Consider the following 17,457-nt stretch of genomic DNA (forward strand, 5'->3'; position numbering starts at 1 on the left):
CCCCGCGCCGGCCGCGGGGGGGGGCCGGCCCCCGGACCCGGCCCCGCGCGGCACGGGGCGGTGGGGCACGGCCCACCGGAACGGCACCCCCAGCTGATCACCCGGCCGTCGGAGGGGGCCCGGGGCAGTCCGGGGCCGCCCCGGGGTGAACGCCGGTCCGCCGGGGCCCGTACTGAGGTGCGGCGGACCCGGCCCCCCACGCCGGGTCCGCCGCCGGACCGGTGTCGTACGGAGGGAATCCCCGGGTGTCTGTGTTCACGCGGTTCGCGCGGGCGGTGCCGCTCGGTGCCGCCCGCTCCCGCTTCGCCCACTGGCGTGCCTGGCCCGCGCGGCACCCGGCGGCGGCCCGCGCCGCCCGCCGGACGGTGACCGCGCTGGCCGCCCTGCTCGTCCTCGGGGCGCTGCTGCTGCCGAACACCCTGGCCGCGCTGCGGCCGGACCACTTCGCCCGCCTCCCGGCGGAGGCGATCGTCGGTGCCGTGGTGCTGCTCGCCCTGCCGCGCCGGGCCCGCCGCGCGGTGGCCGCGCCGGCCGGGGCCCTGCTCGGGGCGCTGACCTTGCTGAACCTGCTCGACATCGGGTTCGGGGAGTACCTCGGCCGGGGTTTCAACCCGGTCCTCGACTGGGGGCTGCTGGACGACGCGCGGGCGTACGTGGCGGACTCGCTGGGCGGGGCCACCGCGGCCTGGGCGACGGCCGGCGCCGTCGCCCTGGCGGTGCTGGTGCCGGCGGTCATGGCGCTGGCGGCGGTCCGGCTCGGCGAGGCGCTGGCCGCGCACCGGGAGCGGGCGGGGCGGGGCGTACTGGTCGCCGCCACGGTGTGGATCAGCTGCTCGGCGCTGGGTCTCCAGCCGTTCGGGACGCCCCTGGCCTCGGACCGGGCCACCGGGGCGCTGGAGGCGCAGGCCCGGCGGGTGGTGGCGACCGTGCGGGACGAGGCGGCGTTCGAGAAGGAGGCGGGGAACGACGCCTTCGGCGCCACCCCCGCCGCGGAGCTGGTGCCGGACCTGCGCGGCAAGGACGTGCTGTTCACCTTCATCGAGAGCTACGGCCGCACCGCGCTCGAGGACCCGCTGATCGCGCCCGGCGTGGACCGGACGCTGGCCGCGAGCACCGCGGCGCTGGCGGAGGCGGGGTTCTCGGCCAGGAGCGGCTGGCTGACGTCGGCGACGTACGGCGGCAGCAGCTGGCTCGGTCACTCCACGTTCCTGTCCGGCCTGTGGGTCGACGACCAGCAGCGCTACCGGACGGTGACGTCGAGCCGGAGGCTCACCCTGACCGAGGCGTTCCGGCGGACGGGGGCGTGGGACACGGTCGGGGTCATGCCGGGCGTGCAGAGGGCCTGGCCGGAGGCGGGGTTCTTCGGCCTGGACACGGTCTACGACGCGTCCCGGCTGGGCTACCGGGGACCGAAGTTCAGCTGGTCGACCATGCCGGACCAGTACGCCCTGGAGGCGTTCCAGCGCCTGGAGCACGGACGCGAGCGCGACCGGCCGCTGATGGCGGAGATCGTGCTGACCTCCAGTCACCAGCCGTGGGCGCCGCTCCCGGAGCTGGTCGGCTGGGACGACCTGGGCGACGGGCGGGTCTTCGGCCCGATCGAGGCGGCGGGCGAGGAGGCGGCTGACGTCGTCGCCGACAGCACCCGGTCCAAGCGGGCGTACGGCCGCTCCGTCCAGTACTCGGTCACCAGTCTCACCCAGTGGCTGGAGCGCTACGGCACCGACGACACCGTCCTGGTCTTCCTCGGCGACCACCAGCCCCTCGCCCGGGTCAGCGGCGACCACGCCGGCCGGGACGTGCCCGTCTCCATCGTGGCCAAGGACCCGGCGGTGCTGGACGCCATCGACGACTGGAACTGGACGGAGGGCCTCAGGCCCGCCCACGACGCCCCGGTCTGGAAGATGAGCGCCTTCCGCGACCGCTTCCTGACGGCCTACGGCACCACGCCCTCCGGGAGCTGATCAGCCGCCGGAGGTGTCCAGTTCCGCGTCCTCGCCCAGGCCCGCGCAGTCGTAGGGGTCCTTCAGCCAGCCGTCCGGGAGGGCGACGCGGTTGTTGCCGGAGGTGCGGCCGCGCGGGCCGTCGGCGCCGGCCGGCCAGGGCTGGGTGAGGTCCAGTGCGTCGAGCCCGGCCCGCAGGTCGGCCAGGGTGGAGGTGATCGCGAGTCGCTTGCGCATCTCGGAGCCGACCGCGAACCCCTTGAGGTACCAGGCGACGTGCTTGCGGAAGTCGATCACGCCGCGCGCCTCGTCGCCGATCCACTCCCCGAGCAGGGTGGCGTGCCGGACCATGGCGTCGGCGACCAGGCCGAGGGTGGGGCGCGCGCGGTCCTCCCGGCCCTCGAACGCGGCCACCAGGTCCGCGAAGAGCCACGGCCGGCCCAGGCAGCCGCGGCCCACGACCACGCCGTCGCAGCCGGTCTCGCGGACCATCCGCAGCGCGTCCTCGGCGCACCAGATGTCGCCGTTGCCGAGCACCGGGATCTCCGGGACGTGCTCCTTGAGGCGGGCGATGGCCTCCCAGTCGGCGGTGCCGCCGTAGTGCTGGGCGGTGGTACGGCCGTGCAGGGCGACGGCGGTGACGCCCTCCTCGACGGCGATCCGGCCGGCGTCGAGGTAGGTGAGGTGGTCGTCGTCGATGCCCTTGCGCATCTTGATGGTGACGGGCAGGTCACCGGCGGCGGTGACGGCCTCGCGGAGGATGGCGCGCAGCAGGGGCCGCTTGAAGGGGAGGGCGGAGCCGCCGCCCTTGCGGGTCACCTTGGGGACCGGGCAGCCGAAGTTCAGGTCGATGTGGTCGGCGAGGTCCTCGTCCACGATCATGCGGACGGCCTTGCCGACGGTGACCGGGTCGACGCCGTAGAGCTGGATCGAGCGCGGCTTCTCGGTCGCGTCGAAGTGGATCAGCTGCATGGTCTTCTCGTTGCGCTCGACCAGCGCCCGCGTCGTGATCATCTCGCTCACGAACAGCCCCTTGCCGCCGCTGAACTCCCTGCACAGGGTGCGGAAGGGCGCGTTGGTGATCCCGGCCATCGGGGCCAGGACGACGGGCGGCTGGACGGTGTGCGGGCCGATCTTGAGGGGCGCGGGGCCGGTCGTGGACATTCCTCCATTGTGCCGTGCAATGAAATGGCAAAATTCATTAGTTAGCCACACTATCGAAATCGGCGTACGATGAACCCATGCCCGAGCCGACCCGTCGCCGCCGTCTGCTCGTGCTCGCGATCTGCTGCATGAGCCTGCTCATCGTGAGCATCGACAACACGGTCCTGAACGTCGCCCTGCCCGCGCTGCAACGGGACCTGGACGCGAGTACCTCCGGCCTGCAGTGGGCCGTCGACGCCTACACCCTCGTCCTCGCCGCGCTGCTGATGCTCGCGGGGTCGACGGCCGACCGGATCGGCCGCAAGAAGGTGTTCATGACGGGCCTGGCCGTCTTCACCGCCGGCTCGGTGCTGTGCTCCCTCGCCCCGGACCTGCCGTCGCTGGTGGTGTTCCGGATGGTGCAGGCGGTGGGCGGTTCGATGCTCAACCCGGTCGCCATGTCGATCATCACCAACACCTTCACCGACCCGCGCGAACGCGCCCGCGCGATCGGGGTGTGGGGCGCCGTCGTCGGCATCTCGATGGCCGCCGGCCCCCTGGTCGGCGGGGTGCTGGTGGAGTCGGTCGGCTGGCGCTCCATCTTCTGGGTCAACCTCCCGGTGGGGCTGGCCGCCCTGCTGCTCACCCTGCGCCACGTACCCGAGTCCCGCGCCCCGAGGGCACGCCGCCCCGACCCGCTGGGCCAGGTGCTGGTGATCGCCCTGTTCGGCAGCCTGACGTACGCGATCATCGAGGCGCCGAACGCCGGTCTCGCGGCCGTGCTGCCGTACGCGGCCGTCGCCGTCGTCGCGCTGGCCGGGCTGCTGGCCTACGAGCCGCGCCGCCGCGAGCCCCTGATCGACCTGCGGTTCTTCCGCTCGGCGCCGTTCAGCGGGGCGACGTTCATAGCGATCGGCGCGTTCGCGTCGCTGGGCGGGTTCCTGTTCCTGTCCACGCTGTACCTCCAGAACGTACGGGGGCTCGGCGCGCTGCACGCCGGGCTGTGGATGCTGCCGATGGCGCTGCCGACGTTCCTGTGCGCGCCGCTGTCCGGGCGGCTGGTGGGCAGCCGGGGGCCACGGCTGCCGCTGCTGGTCGCGGGCGGCGCGATGACGGTGAGCGGGGTGCTGTTCGCCGCCTTCGAGGCCGAGACCTCCGACGTCACCCTCCTCCTCGGCTTCGTCCTGTTCGGCGTCGGCTTCGGCTTCGTCAACGCGCCCATCACCAACACGGCCGTCTCCGGCATGCCGCGCGCCCAGGCCGGCGTGGCCGCCGCCGTCGCCTCCACCAGCCGGCAGCTGGGCCAGACCCTCGGCGTGGCGGTGGTCGGCGCGGTGCTGGCCGCGGGGGTGGGCGGGTCGTCGTACGCGGACGCCTTCGTCTTCGCCGCCCGGCCCGGCTGGTGGATCCTGGCCGGGTGCGGTCTGACGGTGCTGGTGCTCGGCGCGGTGACGACGGGCCGGTGGGCGCGCGGCAGCGCGGAACGGGCGGCAGCGCGGCTGGCGTCGTCGGAGCCGGAGGCACACGAGGCGGCCCGGACGGGGACGTGACACGGCTCCCGGTCCCTGCCGCCTCGGTCCCTCAGCCCTTCAGCCCTCGCTCCCTCAGTCCTTCAGCCCTTCAGCCCTTCGGTCCCTCGGTTCTTCAGCCCTCCAGCTCCTCGGTTCTTCAGCCCTCCAGCCCCAACTCCCCCGCCCGCAGCCCCGCCTGGAAGCGGGAGTCCGCGTCGAGGGCGGCGAGCAGGCCGGCGACGCGACGGCGGTAGGTGCGCAGGGACATGCCGAGTTCGCGGGCGGCGCTCGCGTCGGTGGCGCCCGAGCCCAGGGCGCGCAGGACCGTACGGCTGTCCGCGTCGAGGCGGGGCCGTTCGGCGCGCAGGAACGTGGCGAGGTCGGTCGCCGCGTCCCAGACCGCCTCGAACAGGGAGTGGACCCCGCCGACCACGGCGGGCACGCTGGTCACCGTGTACTCACGGCTGTCGGGACCGGCCGGCGCGGCCGGCCCGGCGAGGATCGCGTACCGGTGGTCGATGATGATCGTCTCGTGCGGCAGCGCGGTGGCGGCGATCCGCACCCGGGCGCCCGCGTCGGCCAGCGCGCGCAGGTGCTCGCGGCCGGCTTCGTCGGCCAGCGCGAGCGGGCTCATCAGCTTGCGCACGTGCCGCACCCCGCTGTCGCGCACCCGGGCACGGGCCGCCCGGCCGGTCTCGGGGCGCGGCCAGGTGCGAAGGTCGCGGGCGGCGCAGACGAACTCCTCGCGCACCGAGGAGAACAGGTGCCCGGTGCGGGTCAGGAACTCCAGGTCGCCGCGGATGGTCATGGTTTCTGCCACCCGTCCATACTGCCCCCTGGCAGCAAGTGGCCACCGCCTCGCCTCCGCGGGTGCCGCCGCGGAGGCTGGACCACATGAGCAACGACTTCCGCCTCGGCGGCGACCTCGTGATCAACCGCATGGGCTTCGGCGCGATGCGTCTGCCCACCGGTTCCTTCCTGGGTCCGGCCCGTGACCCCGCCACCGGCCGCGCCGTACTGCGCCGCGCCGTCGAACTCGGCGTCGACCACATCGACACCGCCGCCTTCTACACCAGCGACGACGGCGGCGTCCGCGCCAACGACCTGATCCGCCAGGCCCTGCACCCCTACCCGGCCGGTCTGGTCATCGCCACCAAGGTCGGCCCGGTGCGCACCCCGGACGGGGCGGCGCGGGCGATCACCGACCCGGCGGGGCTGCGGGCCCTGGTCGAGGAGAACCTGGAGACCCTCGGGCTGGACCGCCTCGACCTGGTCTACCTGCGGATCGGCGGCATCGCGCCGCCGCCGCGCGGCGAGTCCGTCGCCGCCCGCTTCGAGGCGCTGGCCGCGCTGCGCGAGGAGGGCCTGATCCGGCACCTCGGGCTGAGCCACATCGACGCCGGGCACCTCGCCGAGGCCCGCGCGATCGCGCCCGTCGCGGCCGTCCAGAACCACTTCCACGCCGCCAGGCGCGACGACGTGGCGCTGCTGCGCGCGTGCGAGGAGGCCGGCATCGCCTTCGTGCCCTACTTCCCCCTCGGCGGCGGCCACGACGACCTCGCCGCAGGCGACCGGCTGGCCAAGGTCGCCGACCGGCACGGGGCGACGGTCCCGCAGATCGCGCTGGCCTGGCTGCTGGCCTCCTCCCCCGTCACCCTGGCCATCCCCGGCACGGGGTCCGTCTCCCACCTGGAGGAGAACGTCGCGGCCGGCGGCATCACCCTCACCGAGGAGGACCTCGCCGACCTCGCGTAGGCGCCTTCGGCGGACCTGGCCGACCAGCGGTTCCGGCAGGCGGAGGCACCCGGCGTGGAGACCGGCAGCTATGGCCTCCGGATGGGCAAGGCGATCACGCACTGGCCGGACATGCTGCGGGTGACCGGTTCTCTGGTGACCGGACAGGTCCGCGCGTACGGCCCGCTGCGGATGTTCGGCCGTGAGGGGCGCCCGCTCCCGACGGGGCAGGCGTTCGCAGAGTACGGGCGGACCGCCAAGACGCTGCACCTGCTGCGCGTGGTGGACCCGGCGGACGACACCTACCGGCGGCAGATGAACCGGCAGCTCACCGTGTGGAAGTCCCGCCACGAGCCGGTCCGGGACATCGGCCACGGCAAGCGCGGGCAGATCATGCAGGCGTACCGCGAGGGGCAGGAGGACCAACTCGGCGCGCTCGGTCCGGTCCTGAACGCCGCCGTGCCGTGGACCACCCGCTACCTGGACGTCACCGTGCGGGAGCTGCGGGCCCTACCCGCCGAGGAGCGGGGGCACGACATCCTGGACGAGGACGTCGTCCGGCTTTCGCCGCCGCGTCACGCGAATCTCAACTGCCTGGGCCGCTACAGCTTCCGGGTCACCGTCCCGGTCGGCGGGGGCCTGCGTCCGTGCGCGACCCGGCCACGGGCGGTCTGGACGAGGACGACGAAGCCGTGAGGCTGGCGCTGGGCGTCTCCAGCGGCCCTGCGGGTCGTTGACCGAGTGAGACGCCGGGCCGGGGAGGACCCGACCCGTGAGCGCGAGGAGGGGGTGTCCAGCAGAAGCTCGCCTTCACCCGCGATGTCGTTGCCTACCCGCTGTGGGTCCGTTTCGGCTCCGGCGGCATCGAGAAGATCGACGGGTCATGATCCTGGACATCCGCGACGCCGTACGCGATGTGTACGAGGCCGGAAACGGCGGCTGAGACACACAAAGCCAGGCGCCCGGCCGGAGATCCGTCATATCCCTCCGTCCGGGCGCCTGGAGACCACGGGCCCGTCAGGGCCTGGGGAGCGGCAGGCCGAGCAGACGCGGGTGGCGCAGGTGCTGCCCGCCGTCGTGGACGTGCAGCGTGAACGTCTCCGGCCCGGGCCGGCCCGCCTCGTCGTACGCGGACAGCACGCGCTCGATCCGCTCCCACAGCCGCACGGGGCCGCCCTCGCGCACTTCCCAGTGGTCTTCGACGGGGGTGAGGGTGGCGGCGGAGCCGGTGACCACGTCGACCAGGTGCACCGTCTCGCCCACGGTCGTCATCTGGGCGTCCGGCGTGGCGCACTGGGCGAGGAACCGCAGGTGGAACGCCTCCTCGGTCCCGGCGGTGATCTGCTCCGGGGAGTGCCGGGCCGCCCGGCCCGTCTCCGGGAGCCCAGCGGCCCAGTGGGCGGGGTTGCCGAACGCCGGCGCCGCGTGGGTGCGGGCGGGCATGAACGACACCGTGCCGCCCAGCAGTTGCCCTTCGGCGGTGCCGTCGCCGTTCGCGGTGAGCAGGACGCGGGCGTAGCCGTGGAGCCAGCCCGACAGGGTGAGCAGGAGCTTCCCGCCCGGCCGGGCCTGCGCGAGCAGCGCGGGCGGGACGGCGCGGAAGGAGCACGCGGCCACGATCCGGTCGAAGGACGCCTCCGGCCAGTAGCCGTACAGGCCGTCCGCCACCGCCAGCGTGGGGGTGTACCCGCAGCCGTACAGGGCATCGGCCGCCTGCTCCAGCCGGTGCGGATCGACCTCGATGCTCGTGACGTCCGCGGAGCCGAGGCGCTCGCAGGCGAGCGCGGTGGAGTAGCCGGTGCCGGTGCCGACCTCCAGCACCGTGTGGCCTTCCTGCACGTCGGCGTCCGCCCACATGCGTACGACGAGTGACGGCAACGTGGACGACGAGGTGGGCGCCCCGCCGTGCCGCACCCGGGGGTTCTTCCAGTCGGGTTCATCGCCGTCGAACTGCGTGACAAGCGTCGTGTCGGAGTACGCGGCGGCCAGCCAGCGGCCATGGTCGAGTTCGGCGGTGACCGGCTCCCACACCCTCAGCCCCTGCCCGTCACGCCCATCGGCGGGCAGGTAGAACCCCGGCATGAACCGGTGCCGGGGCACCGTCTCCACAGCCGCCCGCCAGCCGGGATCGGCAAGGACGCCCTCCTCGGTGAGGGCCTTCGCCATCGCCTCGCGCAACCGCTCGGCGTCGGTCTCCAGGTCGGCGGGCATCATCGTCCGCCTCCTTCCACGCTTGTGCTCAGGATGTCGGCGAACGCCGTCGTGATGTCGTCGGCGTCGGGCAACCAGCCCCATTGGCCGTTGGGGTTGCACTCGATGAACACCCAGTCGCCAGGCTCGCGGCCGTCGCCGAGGAGGGCGAAGTCGAAGCAGCCGAAGACCAGGCCGAACGCCGACAGGTAGCTGTGCAGCGCGGCCTCGATGGGCGTCGGCACGGCGATCGGGGTGTGCAGCAGGGCGTCCCAGTCGCCGCGGCGCCAGTCCAGAGCTCCGTCCGGGGCCGCGATCCGCTGGGCGAACACCTTCCTGCCGACCACGGTCACGCGCACGTCGCCGGTCTTGGGAATCTCCGCCTGGAACAGGTGGGCAGTCACCGCGAGCGTGTCGTCGAAGGTGTCGGGCTCGACGTGCTGGGCCCAGATCGCGCCGGTGTGCCCGTCCTCATCACGGGGCAGGCCGCGGAACGTCTTGTAGATCACGGAGCCATGACCGGCCGCGAACTTCCGCGCCTGCTCCACGTCGTTGGTGACCAGCGTCGATGGGATGGCCAGGCCGAGCTGGGCGGCTGTCTGGAGCTGGGCGGGCTTGAAATCTGCGGCCGTTACCGCGCCGGGGTGGTTCACGTACGTCGCACCGTGCAGGTGGTTCAGGATGCCGCCGAGCCCGTGCCGGGCCTCGGCGGCGGCGAAGTCGCGCTGCTGGGCAGGCAGGTGCTCGAACCGGGCAGCATAGGGGGTGGGGCGGCGGTAGTACACCGCCGCCACCTCCCCCAGCTCCACCTCCCGGCTGCCGGTGACCAGCCGTCCGCTCCAGGCCGGCGCCTCGGCGCCGATGCGGGCGCCGAAGGCGAGGCCGGGGCCGATGTCGACCGGGTCGATCCGTACGACGGGCACCTCGCGCTCGTTCAGCGCGGCGATGACCCAGTCCGCGGTGATGTCTTCCAGCGCGGTGACGACCAGGACGGTGGAGGTCATCGGATCAGTCCGACTCGTAGTCGGTGGTGTGGTCGTCCTGCGTCTGCGGCTGCGGGTTCTGCCCGTCGCCACCGCCGGACATCGAGGCCGTACCGGTGGTCTTGCTCGTGCCGTGCCTGCCCATCTCCACCACCCGGCCGGCGGCGTCGGTGTAACGGGCGGTCTGCGTCGCCGCGTCGAGCGTCACCGCGGCGTACGACGGCGGGCCGGCCGGAAGCCGATCGGTGACCAACCTCATCGCCCACGGCGCCTGGGGTGCGAGCGTCGCCATACGAGTTTCCTTCCCCTTGCCTCATACGGACAGCCGAGCGGCCGCCGCCTGAGCAGAATCCGCCCCCGGCCAGGGTCTTGACCAGTACCGCGGGTGTCGCGAAACATGGCGAAACCGACACGCTCCGTGATGGTGGAGCCGGGAAGGGTGAGAGACGCGATGACCGGCAGACCGAGCAACCCGCACCTTGCGCTGTGGATCGCGGCCACGGGCCTGTCCCACGGTGAGATCGCCCGCCGGATCGTCGCCGAAGCGAAAGCCCGAGGTCACCGGCAGGTCGCCCCGGACGCCACCCGCATCCGGCGCTGGATCGACGGCGAACGTCCCCGCCCGCCGGTTCCCGCCCTGCTGACGGCCGTCGTCTCCGACGTGGTCGGCCAGCCGCTCACACCGGGTGATCTGGGGCTGACGGCCGCCGGGCCTACGCTGGACAGCATCCAGCTCCCGCTGCTGACTGAGGCAGCCGCCCAGACCCTGGCCGGATGGACCCAGATGGACCTCTTCCTCGACCGCCGCGGCACCCTCAAGCTCGCCCTCGGCGCCCCGCTGATCCTGGCCACCGAGCGGATGCTGGGCGGCACCGTCCGTCATCTGAACCTCGCGACCAAGGGCTTCGACGCCGACACCACCACGGCGCTGGAAGAGGTGACCGCGTTCTTCACGAAGGCCGACGCTTCCAAAGGCGGTGGGTTGTACCGCTCCGCGATCGTCGCCCAGCTCGCCGAAGTCGCCCGGCGCATCCAGGACGGCGTCCCGCCGTCGCTGAAGGCCCGGGTGTTCGCGGCAACCGCCGACCTAGCGGCGCTGGCCGGGTGGGTCAGCCACGACTGCGGCCGGTACGCCACCGCTCAGCGGTACTGGTCATACGGCATCCACGCCGCCTCCGAGGCCGGGCAGCCGGACCGCGGAGTGGAGATCGTCACCCGTATGTCCCACCAGATGATCTACCTCGGCCACCCCGGCGACGCCCTCGGCCTCCTCAGCGTCGCCGCGAAGAAGACGACCATCCCCGCGACCAGGGCACTGGTCGTCTCCCAGACCGGCCGCGTGCATGCGGCCCTCGGCGACGAGCGGAGTGCCGAGCGGCACCTTGGCGCCGCGGACGAACTGGTCGCGGGCGGCCTCGGCGAGGTCCCGGAATGGGCGGCGTACTTCGACGCCGCCGAGCACGCCGGCGCCCGCGCGGTCTCCGCCCGCGATCTCACCGGCATCGGCCGGCCCCGCCGTGCCAGTGCTCACTTCACGGACGCGCTCGCCCTGCGCGGGCCCGGCTTCGACCGGGTCAAGGTCATGGACCGCATCGGGCTGGCCGCCTCGTTGTTCACGGAGGACGAGCCGGAACAGGGCACCGCCGCCGCCCACCGGGCGCTGGACGAGGCCGCCCGTATCGACTCCACCCTGGTCGCCTCTCGCCTCAACACGCTGCTGGACGCCGCCCGCCCGTATCGCACCGCCGCGGTGGACGAGGTCCGCACCCGCGCGAGGGATCTCGCCGCGGTCCGGCCGACCGCCGTCACCGCCTGAGACCATCGGACCCATGGGCAAGCACTCCCGACCCGGACCACCGAACCAGCCGTCCCGCGCCGTCCCGCGCGCGGACGACAGTGACCCACTGGCCGCGTACCACAAGCGGCGCCGCCCACCCCTGGACGTCTGGCGCCGGCACCGCCCCCTCCATGGTGGCGGAGGTCACCTCCGGCCAGACGAGCCGCGAGCCTTGGAGGAGTGGAACGGGTTCGCGTACGAGCCCGCAGGCACCGCCGCGAACCTCACGGAAGCCCAGCGGTGGGTGAACGAGCAGACGACCAGCCCCGGCGGCGGACAGCCCGCCGCCTGATCCGGCAGCCCCTACGGCGTGCCGTCGAGTCCGGAATCGGTGCCGTCGAGGTTGCCGACCTTGCGGCGGTAGCGGCCTTGGGCGGCCTGTTCGGACTCGACGCCGAGCGCGGCAGCGATCTTCTTGAACGTCAGCAGCGGCTTGCCCGTGCGGGTACTGGCCGTACGGGCGGCCAGCAGCAGGGCAGCCTCCAGGCCCTCCAGGTCATCGCGGGCGACCTGGAGCAGCGCGAGCGCGGCAGCGATGTCGTCCGCACGGTCCTCGGGTACCTCCGTGATGCCTGCGGTCTCCCGCCAACGCGGGTCACAGGCGAGCACTCGCTGCGCCTGATGGGCATGGACCGCGTGCAGCAGCGCGACGATCGACGCATGCGGCGTACGGTCCCGGATCTCCCGCACAGCGTCGGCGTAGTCCTCGGACAGACGGGCGAGCAGTCCGGCCTGCTCCTCGTCCATCACGTACGGGACCGGCCGAGGCGGACGAGTCGGCTTGTCGGTGTTCGTCATGCCTTCCACTCTCGCGACACAGCGCCATGCTGACACCGTCATGCTGTCAGCGCAGTGTTGCATTGGGAGGGCGCACGGGCGCACACCGCGTTCTCATGAATGAACAGTTGCGAGAGTTCTGGCGGGCTCCCAGGGTGGACCTGACGCCCGGTCAAGCCGCGTCGCGGTAGGACGAAACGACTGTCCGAAGTGTGAAGCCCCTGCGGGCAGTGCCTGCCGCGCCCGTGGCGGGAAACCACGACGAAGTACTACACCGCCCGCTTCGTCCTCGTGCCCTCGCTCCGCGAGGAACTCGACGTCCTCGTGCCGGAGAACCGCGGCCCGGGACGCTCCCGGAAACAGGGTCCGCCCGTGGAGGCGGCGCGGGCCTCCGCGGGCGGCCAAGCCGATCCGGATCGGGTGTGCCCGCTGCTCGTCCGCGCAGCAGGATGTGCAGGGCCGGCCCGACGTGCTTGGACCGGTCTGCAAGCGGGTCTTCTCCGGGGAGACCTCCACCCGGGACAAGGCCCGGCCGAAACTGGAGGCGGCGCCGCAGTCGGTGTACGACCTCAAGGAGGCCGCCCCCGACCAGGAGGTCGTCCTCACCACTCACGAGCTCAAGCGCCCGGCCCGCAACGCCTCCGAGCCGACGCCCCTGTTCCACCAGCTCCAGAAGGCCGGAGTCCGACTCGAACTCCTCACCGGTCCGCCCCCTGGCGCCCACGCCCCCAACGGCATGCGCGCCGTGTTCTTCGCCGTCCTCACCGTCGCCGCCCAGCTCGACCGGAACTGCACACGGGAGAAGACCCTGGAGGGCCAGGTCGCCGCCACGCCCCAGGGCGACCATGGACGCCTCCACCTCACGCTGCCGAGGCTCCGACCAGGACGAGAACATTCCCTGGAGTCGACCGCTGTTCCATGGTTCCCAGAGGCCGGACCAGCAGGGCCAGCGCGTTCAGCGAGCGAACTCCGGCAGTCGTGCCGTCACCTGCTCCGTCACCTTCGGCCACACCCGCGTCACCGCCGCCTCCACCCGCGGCAGGGCCCGCTGCCCGGCCAGCGCGGCGGTGATGGCGAGGGCGACGCCCGCCCAGGCCAGCGGACCGAGCGGGGTGCAGCCGAAGAGGTTGCTGGCGCCCGGCGTCTGCACCAGGGCGACCAGCGCGGCGGCGGAACCGAGCGAGGTCAGCTGCACCAGGCGGCTGCCGCGCCGGTCGACCAGGGTCTGGGCGAGCTGGGTGCCGACCACCGCGCACAGCGCCATCGTCGTCGACCGGCGCCGCGTGCCCGGTGTGAACCGGCCGAACAGCCAGGCGATCGTCGCGCCCAGCGCCGTGGTCAGCGCCCGGTGCCGGATCTGCCGGATCAGGGGCGCGCCCAGGACCGCCGTACCCAGCGGGGCGCCCGCGTCGGCGTCCTCCCGCTCCGGGTCGCCGGTCTCCGTCACCGCCACGGCCATCGCCGGGAACAGGTCGGTGAACAGGTTGACCAGCAGCATCTGCCGGGTCGACAGGGGAGCGGAGCCGCCGAGCACCGTGCCGAGGATGCCGAAGCCGACCTCGCCGGCGTTGCCGCCGATCAGGATGGCGATGGCGTCCGCGACGCTGTGCCACAGGGCGCGGCCCTCGCGCACCGCCTCCACCAGGACCAGCAGGTCGTCGCCGGTGACGACCAGGTCGGCGGCGTTGCGGGCGGCGGCCGAGCCGCGGGCGTTGATGCCGACGCCGATGTCGGCGGCGCGGATCGCGGCGGCGTCGTTGGCGCCGTCGCCGACCATGCCGACGACCCGCCCGGCGTCCCGCAGCGACTCGACGACCTGGAGTTTCTGCTCGGGCGCGACACGGGCCACGACATCGGCGTCGCGCAGCATCCGGGAGCGGCCCCGGCGATCGGCGGCGGCGAGTTCGTCGCCGGTGACGACGACCGCGTCCTCGGGCCAGCCCAGTTCGGCGGCGATGGCGCGGGCGGTCTGCGGATGGTCGCCGGTCAGCACCACCGGCCGTACGCCCGCCTCGCGCAGCCCCCGCACCAGCGCCGGGGACGTCTCGCGGGCGACGTCGGACAGGCCGAGCAGCCCGGTGAAGCGCAGGTCCAGCTCGTCCAGGGGGCGTTCGAGCAGGGCGGCCGGGTCCTCGCCGCCGGTCAGCGGGCGGTGGGCGACCGCCAGGACGCGCAGTCCGGCGGCGGCCAGGTCGTGGGCGCCGTCGTGCGCGTGGTCCGGCAGGCGGGGACAGGCCGGGAGCACCGTCTCGGGGGCGCCCTTGACGACCAGGACCGGGCTGCCGTCCCCGGCGCGGCCGACGGCGGCGGCGTAACCGCGCGAGGTCTCGAAGGGCAGCCCCTCGGTCTGTTCCCACTCCGCGTCGTCCCCGGCGGCGTCGAGGACCGCCTCGTCGGTGGCGTGGGTGGGCCGGGTGCCGTCGCCGTCCAGCCGGGGACAGGCGCGGGCGGCGACCCGTACCGTCTCGGCCGCCTCCGGCGCGGACGTCCGGTGTACGGTGCCCTCCGCGTCCGTGACCTTGACCAGCCGCAGCCGGTTCTCGGTGAGCGTGCCGGTCTTGTCGAAGCAGACGGTGTCCATCCGGCCCAGCGCCTCCAGCGTGCGCGGGGTGCGCACCAGGACGCCGCGCCGCCCGAGCCGCCGGGCCGCCGCGAGCTGCGCGACCGTCGCCACCAGCGGCAGCCCCTCGGGCACCGCGGCCACCGCCACCGACACCCCGCCGCTGACCGCCTGCCGGATCGGCGTGCCGCGCAGCAGCGACAGCCCGGTCACCGCGGCGCCGCCGGCCAGGGTGAGCGGCAGCGCCTTGCCGGTCAGCTCCTGGAGCCGGGCCTGTACGCCCGCGGCGGCCGGGGTGCGGGAGGCCAGCGACACGGCACGGGCCGCCTCCGTACGGTCCCCGGTGTCGACGACGACGGCGCGGGCCCGCCCGGCGACCACGGTGGTGCCCTCGAAGACCATGCAGTGCCGCTCCGCGACGGGCGCGTGCGGTGTCGGGTCCAGGCCCTTGTCCACCGGCAGCGACTCCCCGGTCAGCGCCGACTCGTCGACCTCCAGGCCGTCCTCCCACAGCAGCCGGGCGTCGGCGGGCACCACGTCGTCGGTGTTCAGCGCGATGACGTCCCCCGGGCGGAGCCTGGCGGCGTCCACGACCCGGACCGGCCGCTCCTCGGAGCCGTCGTTCCCCGTGCTCACCCGGGCCTTCTGCTTCTGCTGGGCGAGGAGTCCGGCCAGCGCCCGTTCGGCGCGCAGCCGCTGCAACCCGCCGACCAGCGCGTTGAGATCGAGGGCGCCGACGACCAGCGCGGCGTCCATCACCGAGCCGAGGATCGCCTCGGCGGCCGAGCCGACCGCCAGGACCGGGGTGAGCGGATCGTCCAGCTCGCCCCGTACCGCGCCGGCCAGCTGCGCCGTCCAGACGACCGGCTTGAGCGCGGGCGTCCGGGCCGCCTTCCGGGACACCGCCCGCAGCCGCGCGGTCAGTTGCTCGGCGGCCGACGGCTCCGGCTCCCGCTGCCCGGCCAGCCTCTCCCGTACGTCGTCGGGGTCCAGTTCGTGCCAGGCCACCCGGGGCCGGGGGCGGGGGGCGCGGGCCGCCGCCACGGTGAGCGCGGCGCGCGCCCCGGACACCAGGGCGGCCAGCGCGCTCGCGTCGACGGGGGCGTGCCGCAGCCCCGGCAGCAGCGGTGAACCGCGTTCCTCGCGGGCCTCCCCGACCGCCACCAGCAGCCCCGACAGCGCGGCCCCGGACCGGGCCAGCACCTGCGACCGCCGGCCGACCCCGCGGGCCGCCGGCACCGCCCGCAGCAGCCGCCACACGTCGGCCAGGCCGTGCGGGGCCAGTACGTCGGCGCCCCAGGCGACCGGCCCGTCCCCGTCGGCGAGGGCGACGGCCACGTCTCCGCCGAGCAGCCCGGCGAGCAGCGGGTCACCGGCGTCGGGGCCGGGCCGTACGACGGTGATGACGCCGCCGTCCTCCTCGCGCAGGGCGTCCACCACCTCCCGCAGCGGCCGGCCGGCGCCGACGACCTGGTCGGCGAGGCCGGTGAAGTCGGCCAGCGCCGGGTCCTCCACCATCACCACGCGCAGTCCGGCGCGGCGGGCCGCGTCCAGGACGTCCTCGGTCCAGGGGTCCGCGCCCTCGCCCGGCCGCCGCAGCGCGCTCGGGTGCAGGACGACCGTGCCGGCCGTCTCCAGCTGCCGCAGCCGCTCGGGGTCGCGGACCAGCACGCCGGAGCGGGACAGCGCGCCGCCGAGGACGGCGTGGAAGGCGGCGGGCCCGTACCGGGCGGCCTTCGGCGACCCCGCCAGCACCGCCTCGGCCGCCTCGTTCAGGTCGTGCTTGACCAGCAGGGTGGCCAGCGCGCCCGCCACGCTGCCGGTGGAGGCGTGGGCGGCGTAGGTGAGGGCGGGCGAGGAACGCAGCGGCGGACGCAGCGCCGGGTCGCCGGGCAGCCCGCCCCGCTCCGGGGCGCACAGCCGGTCGTGCACGACCTCGAACGCGGCCGTCCGGGCCACCGCCTCCGCCAACTGGCAGGCGCGCAGCGCCCCGTCGAGGACCAGCGAGGCCGGGCTCTGGCCCGCGCCGTGCACGGCGGCGTTGGCGGCGGCCAGCGCCACGTCCATCCGGGCGGTGCCGAGCCGGCCGCGCAGCCAGGACCGGAAGGCGGGGTTCTCGCGCAGCAGGGTGGCCACGGCCGTCACCAGCCGGGGCGAGGGCGGCAGCCGCAGCGCGGAGGCGGTCAGTGCGGCGGCGACGCCGAGCACGTCGGCGCCGAGGGCCGCCGCGGCGACCCGCACGGAGGTGGGGTCGCCGGGGTGGGACAGCTCTTCGACGGGCTCGGCGGGTCCGGCGGACTCGGCGGGTCCGGCGGGTCCGGCGCGGGTCAGCCCGTGCTCCTCGGCGAGGTCGGTGGCCCGGTCCACCACCCGGTCGGTCAGCGCCTCCTCGGCGGCGGTCACCACCAGGCGGGCCAGCCCCTCGTCCCAGTAGGCGAATGCCACGTCCGGGTGGTCGGCCAGCGCCGCCGCCACCCGCCGGGCCGCCCCCGCCACGCCGCCCGCCCGGCGCACCTTCCCTTCCTCGACAGGCCGCAGCGCGAGGTGGGCGCGGGCGCCGGCCCGCCAGTCGCCGGTGCCGCCCGGCAGCGCGGCGCGGGCGACCCTGGCCGCCCGCGCCGCGAAGTCCGCGGTCCGTACGCCGGCCCGCGCGCCGCCCGCCACGGCACCGGCCGCGAGGCCGGCCGCGGGCGCGGCTGTGCGCGCGAGCAGCCGGGGCCCGGCGAGGACGAACCCGGCCGCGGCCCCGGACGTACGGTTCAGAAGTCCAGGCCCCATC

General features: G+C 74.6%; 12 protein-coding genes and 2 pseudogenes. 7 read left to right on the forward strand and 7 right to left on the reverse strand.

What is annotated here, in order from left to right:
• The first annotated feature begins 245 nt into the window (after positions 1 to 245).
• Positions 246 to 1,964: an alkaline phosphatase family protein gene (locus ACY1JF_RS01970; protein ID WP_462703188.1), complete on the forward strand. Its 1,719-nt coding sequence runs from the start codon at positions 246 to 248 to the stop codon at positions 1,962 to 1,964.
• On the opposite strand, the gene dusB is transcribed toward ACY1JF_RS01970, so the two are convergent.
• Positions 1,965 to 3,107, reverse strand: coding sequence for a tRNA dihydrouridine synthase DusB (gene dusB / locus ACY1JF_RS01975; protein WP_462703189.1), 1,143 nt, complete (start codon positions 3,105 to 3,107; stop codon positions 1,965 to 1,967).
• Between the two features lie 77 nt (positions 3,108 to 3,184).
• Here dusB and ACY1JF_RS01980 point away from each other — a divergent pair, with 77 nt between their 5' ends.
• Positions 3,185 to 4,636, forward strand: a complete 1,452-nt coding sequence (locus ACY1JF_RS01980; RefSeq protein ID WP_462703190.1) for an MFS transporter — start codon at positions 3,185 to 3,187, stop codon at positions 4,634 to 4,636.
• A gap of 118 nt (positions 4,637 to 4,754) precedes the next feature.
• Here ACY1JF_RS01980 and ACY1JF_RS01985 read toward each other — a convergent pair whose 3' ends face one another.
• Positions 4,755 to 5,417 (reverse strand): DNA-binding response regulator, encoded by a 663-nt coding sequence (locus ACY1JF_RS01985; RefSeq protein WP_462703191.1) that lies wholly within the window; start codon positions 5,415 to 5,417, stop codon positions 4,755 to 4,757.
• Positions 5,418 to 5,491: 74 nt separating this feature from the next.
• Between ACY1JF_RS01985 and ACY1JF_RS01990 the strand changes: the two genes are divergently transcribed.
• Both ACY1JF_RS01990 and ACY1JF_RS01995 read left to right on the forward strand, forming a co-directional pair.
• On the forward strand, positions 5,492 to 6,352 hold the full coding sequence (locus ACY1JF_RS01990) for an aldo/keto reductase (RefSeq protein ID WP_462703192.1): 861 nt from the start codon (positions 5,492 to 5,494) through the stop codon (positions 6,350 to 6,352).
• A gap of 12 nt (positions 6,353 to 6,364) precedes the next feature.
• Positions 6,365 to 7,068, forward strand: a pseudogene (locus ACY1JF_RS01995) (Tn3 family transposase); the annotation flags it as partial.
• A 280-nt stretch (positions 7,069 to 7,348) separates the two neighbouring features.
• Here the strand turns inward: ACY1JF_RS01995 and tgmC are convergent.
• Genes tgmC through ACY1JF_RS02010 form a run of 3 tightly spaced genes read right to left on the reverse strand, consistent with a single transcriptional unit; the run spans position 7,349 to position 9,796 of the window.
• Positions 7,349 to 8,545 carry an ATP-grasp peptide maturase system methyltransferase gene (tgmC, locus tag ACY1JF_RS02000; protein ID WP_462703193.1) on the reverse strand — a complete coding sequence of 399 codons (1,197 nt, stop codon included), beginning with the start codon at positions 8,543 to 8,545 and terminating at the stop codon, positions 7,349 to 7,351.
• Complete coding sequence (gene tgmB, locus ACY1JF_RS02005; RefSeq protein ID WP_462703194.1) at positions 8,542 to 9,525, reverse strand: ATP-grasp ribosomal peptide maturase; 984 nt, start codon at positions 9,523 to 9,525, stop codon at positions 8,542 to 8,544. The genes tgmC and tgmB overlap by 4 nt, the downstream gene beginning before the upstream one ends.
• Positions 9,526 to 9,529: 4 nt before the next feature.
• On the reverse strand, positions 9,530 to 9,796 hold the full coding sequence (locus tag ACY1JF_RS02010; RefSeq protein WP_462703195.1) for a putative ATP-grasp-modified RiPP: 267 nt from the start codon (positions 9,794 to 9,796) through the stop codon (positions 9,530 to 9,532).
• A gap of 159 nt (positions 9,797 to 9,955) precedes the next feature.
• Here ACY1JF_RS02010 and ACY1JF_RS02015 point away from each other — a divergent pair, with 159 nt between their 5' ends.
• Both ACY1JF_RS02015 and ACY1JF_RS02020 read left to right on the forward strand, forming a co-directional pair.
• Complete coding sequence (locus tag ACY1JF_RS02015; protein ID WP_462703196.1) at positions 9,956 to 11,320, forward strand: Tat pathway signal protein; 1,365 nt, start codon at positions 9,956 to 9,958, stop codon at positions 11,318 to 11,320.
• Positions 11,321 to 11,333: 13 nt separating this feature from the next.
• Complete coding sequence (locus ACY1JF_RS02020; RefSeq protein WP_462703197.1) at positions 11,334 to 11,633, forward strand: DUF6087 family protein; 300 nt, start codon at positions 11,334 to 11,336, stop codon at positions 11,631 to 11,633.
• 11 nt (positions 11,634 to 11,644) lie between these two features.
• Here the strand turns inward: ACY1JF_RS02020 and ACY1JF_RS02025 are convergent, their stop codons facing one another.
• Positions 11,645 to 12,139, reverse strand: coding sequence for a hypothetical protein (locus tag ACY1JF_RS02025; protein ID WP_462703198.1), 495 nt, complete (start codon positions 12,137 to 12,139; stop codon positions 11,645 to 11,647).
• A 394-nt stretch (positions 12,140 to 12,533) separates the two neighbouring features.
• Here ACY1JF_RS02025 and ACY1JF_RS02030 point away from each other — a divergent pair.
• A pseudogene (locus ACY1JF_RS02030) lies at positions 12,534 to 12,950 on the forward strand (recombinase family protein); the annotation flags it as partial.
• 123 nt (positions 12,951 to 13,073) lie between these two features.
• On the opposite strand, the gene ACY1JF_RS02035 reads toward ACY1JF_RS02030, so the two are convergent.
• Complete coding sequence (locus ACY1JF_RS02035; RefSeq protein WP_462703199.1) at positions 13,074 to 17,456, reverse strand: HAD-IC family P-type ATPase; 4,383 nt, start codon at positions 17,454 to 17,456, stop codon at positions 13,074 to 13,076.
• Between the last annotated feature and the right edge of the window lies 1 nt (position 17,457).

It is taken from the genome of Streptomyces sp. SYSU D01066-1 (assembly GCF_054956795.1).